The sequence below is a fragment of the Neochlamydia sp. AcF65 genome, assembly GCF_018342435.1.
GTDB lineage: Bacteria > Chlamydiota > Chlamydiia > Chlamydiales > Parachlamydiaceae > Neochlamydia.
In genome coordinates this window covers 1-4,425 of record NZ_JAEMUE010000004.1, presented here as the reverse complement: position 1 = coordinate 4,425, position 4,425 = coordinate 1, and the positions used below count along the sequence as shown (strand labels likewise).

The 4,425-nt window shown below is 38.3% G+C and carries 2 protein-coding genes; both read right to left on the bottom strand.

The annotated features are described in order from the left end of the window. Positions 1 to 1,772 (bottom strand): F-box-like domain-containing protein (locus NEOC65_RS00185; RefSeq protein WP_213155331.1); only part of this gene is annotated, 1,772 nt, incomplete at its 3' end. A gap of 64 nt (positions 1,773 to 1,836) precedes the next feature. Beyond that, a partial coding sequence (locus tag NEOC65_RS00180; RefSeq protein ID WP_213155330.1) for a tetratricopeptide repeat protein occupies positions 1,837 to 4,425 on the bottom strand: 2,589 nt, incomplete at its 5' end.

The following is a 4,425-nucleotide window of genomic DNA, read 5'->3' as shown; positions in this document are numbered from 1 at the left end:
GTTTGGATAAGCTCAAATGTCTTACCATTGCCCAAAGGAGTTTTGCAGCCTTTTCCTTCTACTCCTGCTCCATCAAAGGCAAAGCCCCGTGGCGTCATGCTATCGAAAAAGCTTATTGCTTTTAAGCAAGGGATGTTCAAAGCAGGAAGAATAGTTTCCCCTAAATTGATAACCTGTAAGTGAAGTAAATTTGTCAGATTTCTAAAGTACTTCCTGTTTACAGGAGTATCTTCTTGTATAAGAATGCCAAATTCTAAGTCAGAATAAGGGGTCATTTCTTCCCTAGCTAATGAACCAAAGCCTATCATGGCATATTCACAAGGCGCAGGATCTAATTGATGCAAGGCCTGTATTACAAGCTGCCCAAAGAAAGTTTTTATCTGGTGGGCTATCTCACCATACAGTTCTCTTACCTCTAGGGAAGAAGGGTCTTCTGGCAAAGTTTGGATTTTCTTCTCTATCTCTTCTCTAAATTTTTTTAAGTTGTGGCGATTGCGTTCAAATTGCTTCCTCATTACCGTAGAATCAAAGGGTTTACCTTTACATTGTTTAATAAGTAAATTTTGAACTTGGCAGAGTCTATCCCTAAGAACTTTTTGACGCTCTTGAGGAGCTAGGCGTAAGGCATAATTATAAAGGCCTGCCGCTTGCAGGAGCGTTTCAGACGTTTGTTTTCTTAGATAAATGTCACCTAATTCTTCTATGCAAAAGCTTTCTTGAATAGGATCTTTCTCTTGAACAGCAATTTGTAAAGCTAAAGTATAGGTTTGTTCTAATTCTTTTATCTTCTCGTCTAATAAAAGCTCCTGGCTTTCCAATGTTTCTGAGATGTTTTTTAATTCATTTGTAGATAGCGAATTAGAAGAAAGAATATCAGAAGAGGTTTTCGACTTTGAAAGAAGGGATTTATCTTGCTTTAAAGGCTTTTGAGCATAGATAAAATGGCCGCCTAAATCTACAATAAAGATATATTCTTGAGGTCTTTCTTCTTGAGGAATCGATTCCCATTCCTGAGATCTATTATCTTCCGATAAGCCTACTTTTGGAAAGATAATCATATCATTAATACCGCAAATCAATCGTTCTTCATTAACCGTTACTAGCCTTATAGGAATGGATAAAGCCGAGGCTAATAAATCTCCCTCGCCTAAGCCGCTTATCCAACTTCCTTTTTCTATTATTTCTTCTGCTCTTTTGCTGTTATTGTGCTTAATAATGTCTGAGAGCACTTGTCTTAAATAAGAAATTTTATCGCTAGACATGTCAAGTAATGGAATCTTTCTAGAAAGGGAAGCATAGCTTCCTAAAAAAGCATTAAAAAAGCAGTCCCCATCACCTGCAACCCCTTTTAATTCAATGCTTTCTTTATGTAAATAGGTAGCTACAGCATTTACTTTTGCTTCCTGTGAGCCGCTAATAATAGTCGTTGGATTACACCATAAGGATTTAGCTATTTGAAAGGGGCTCCAGTGAGGCGGAGAAGGATCCAAGGAATTTGCTTTATTATTAGCAAGCTGATTATTTGTTGGTAAATTACTTTTAATTTTCTTTAAACGAACCCTTTTCCATCCATCAATCTGTTCAATTAATTGCTTCCACTCTTTACATACTAGCTTAGCTTGGCACAAATCCTGCGACCCTAATTTATGGAATATCTTTAAAGCGATTTCTCCATAAACACTAAGGTTCTTCATAGAAGTGTTAGGCTGGCCGCTTTTTTTCTCAAAGGCAGGAAATATAAAAGGGTAAATACGAAAGATTTCTAAATTCATAAGATTATCCTCCTTTTATCTCACTCTACACAAATTTTTAATCGGTAAATTTTTTAGCACCTTTTTATGAAATCGTTTTTAGCTTATTGGCTAGCATTATCACTATAGGGTGGTTTTCATTAAAAAGTTTAAGAGCAATTGCAAGCGCTTTTTTAATATACTTTTTCGCCTGGCCTAACTTACCTTGGCCGTGGTAGATTGATCCCAGTGTGTTGCAATAACTTGCCACCATGGGATGATGTTCACCAAAAACCGTGATGCCAATGGCAAGCGCTTTTTTAACATACTCTTCCGCCTGGCCTAACTTACCTTGTTCTTTGTAGATGCCTCCTAGGTTATTGTAATAATTTGCCACATTGGGATGAGATTCACCAAAAAGCTTAAGGTCGATGGCGAGCGCTTTGTTAATATACTCTTTCGCCTGGCGTAACTTACCTTGGCAGTGGTAGATTGTTCCCAGTGTGTTGCAATAACTTGCCATGGTGGGATGATGTTCACCAAAAACCGTGATGCCAATGGCAAGCGCTTTTTTAACATACTCTTCCGCCTGGCCTAACTTACCTTGTTCCTTGTAGATGTCTCCTAGGTTATTGTAATAATTTGCCACATCGGGATGATTTTCACCAAAAAGCTTAAGGTTAATGGCAAGCGCTTTGTTAATATACTCTTCCGCCTGGCTTAACTTGCCTTGCTCTTGGTAGATTAGTCCTAGGTTATTGTAAACCATGGCCACAGCGGGATGATTTTCACCAAAAAGCGTGATACCAATGGCAAGCGCTTTTTTAATACATTCTTCCGCCTGACCTAACTTACCTTGATTTTCGTAGATTACTGCCAGATTATTGTAACCCTTTGGCAGTGTGGGATGATTTTCATCAAAAAGCTTAAGGTTAATGGCAAGCGCTTTTTTAATATATTCTTCCGCCTGACTTAACTTACCTTGATTTTTGTAGATTCCTCCTAGGTTGTTGTAATTGATTGCCACATCGGGATGATTTTCCCCAAAAAGGCTAAGGCTAATGACAAGCGCTTTGTTAATGTACTCTTCCGCCTGGTCTAACTTACCTTGTTCCTTGTAGATGTCTCCTAGGGTATTGTAATTATTTGCCACATCGGGATGATGTTCACCTAAAAGCTTAAGGTCAATGACAAGCGCTTTGTTAATATACTTTTCCGCCTGGCCTAACTTGCCTTGCTTATGGTAGATTGTCCCCAGGTTATTGTAATAACATGCTACTTTGGGATGATTTTCCCCGAAATGGTTAAGATCGATGGCAAGCGCTTTTTTAACATACTCTTCCGCCTGGCTTAACTTGCCTTGCTCTTGGTAGATTGTCCCCAGGTTATTGTAATCCCTTGCCACAGCGGGATGATTTTTACCTAAAAGCTTAAGGTTAATGGCAAGCGCTTTGTTAATATACTCTTCCGCCTGGCCTAACTTGCCTTGCTCTTTGTAGGTTTGTCCTAGGTGATTGTAATAAATTGCCACATCGGAATGATTTTCACCTAAAAGCTTAAGTTCAATGGCAAGCGCTTTGTTAATATACTCTTCCGCTTTGTCTAAATTACCTTGCTTTTTGTAGATTCCTCCTAGGTTATTGTAATAAGCTGCCACACCGGGGTGATTTTTACCAAAAAGCTTAAGGTTAATAGCGAATGCTTTGTGGCTATATTCTGCTGCTTTATCTAAATTACCTTGTTCGTAGTAAATGATGGCGAGAGAATTTAAAACCCCTGCATTTTGTGGATTTGCTTCTTTTGCTAAAAGATAACATTTTTCTGCTTTTTTATGTTGAAAAAGCCTTTCGTGTATATCCCCCCGTGTCTCTGGTGAGTTATCCTCCAAATCAGAAGATTTAAGCTTATCTTCATTACCCGCTAAAAAATCTTGAATAACTTGATAGAAAGGAATGAAGATATGGTAGATTTTTTTTATCTTTTTTAAGGCTTTAGGATCTAGGGCAAACTGCTTTTTAATAAGATCTGGATCCTCAAAGCCAAAGGGTTTAAGAAGAGGATTCATCATCTCTTTTTGCGCCTGATAATGAGAATAAGTTTTAAGACGCATGAATAAGGCTACGCTCATCCAATCTTTCAGCTTTTCAGTGGCCCCTTTCGTTATAATTTCTAACTCTCTTAGTTTATCAATCCTAGCAAAAGTGTCGGAAGCTTCTACTTTTTTAAGAAGGGCTAGCCGGTCCAAAGCTAAATGAGGAAACCGATAGAAGTCATTTTTAACTTTAAATAACATTCCTTGTTTACTTAAGTTACCTATCCCTGGATCAAAATTTTCCATATCTTCATAAACTAAATGGTGCCGGGCTAGGTATTGAGATATATTAAGATTTTGGTGATAAGGAGTAGTAAGCTGGTGCTGAACATTTTGTTTATATTGCTCAGTTAGCTCTTTGTTACCTAACAAATGAGTAAAGTTTAGCAACTCCATAGGAAGATGAGGCTCTTCTTTATGCCACCATCGGCCTTTTTCATCTTTACCTACATATTGGGCCATCTGTCCAGGAGTTTGGATAAGCTCAAATGTCTTACCATTGCCCAAGGGAGTTTTGCAGCCTTTTCCTTCTACTCCTGCTCCATCAAAGGCAAAGCCCCGTGGCGTCATGCTATCGAAAAAGCTTATTGCTTTTAAGCAAGG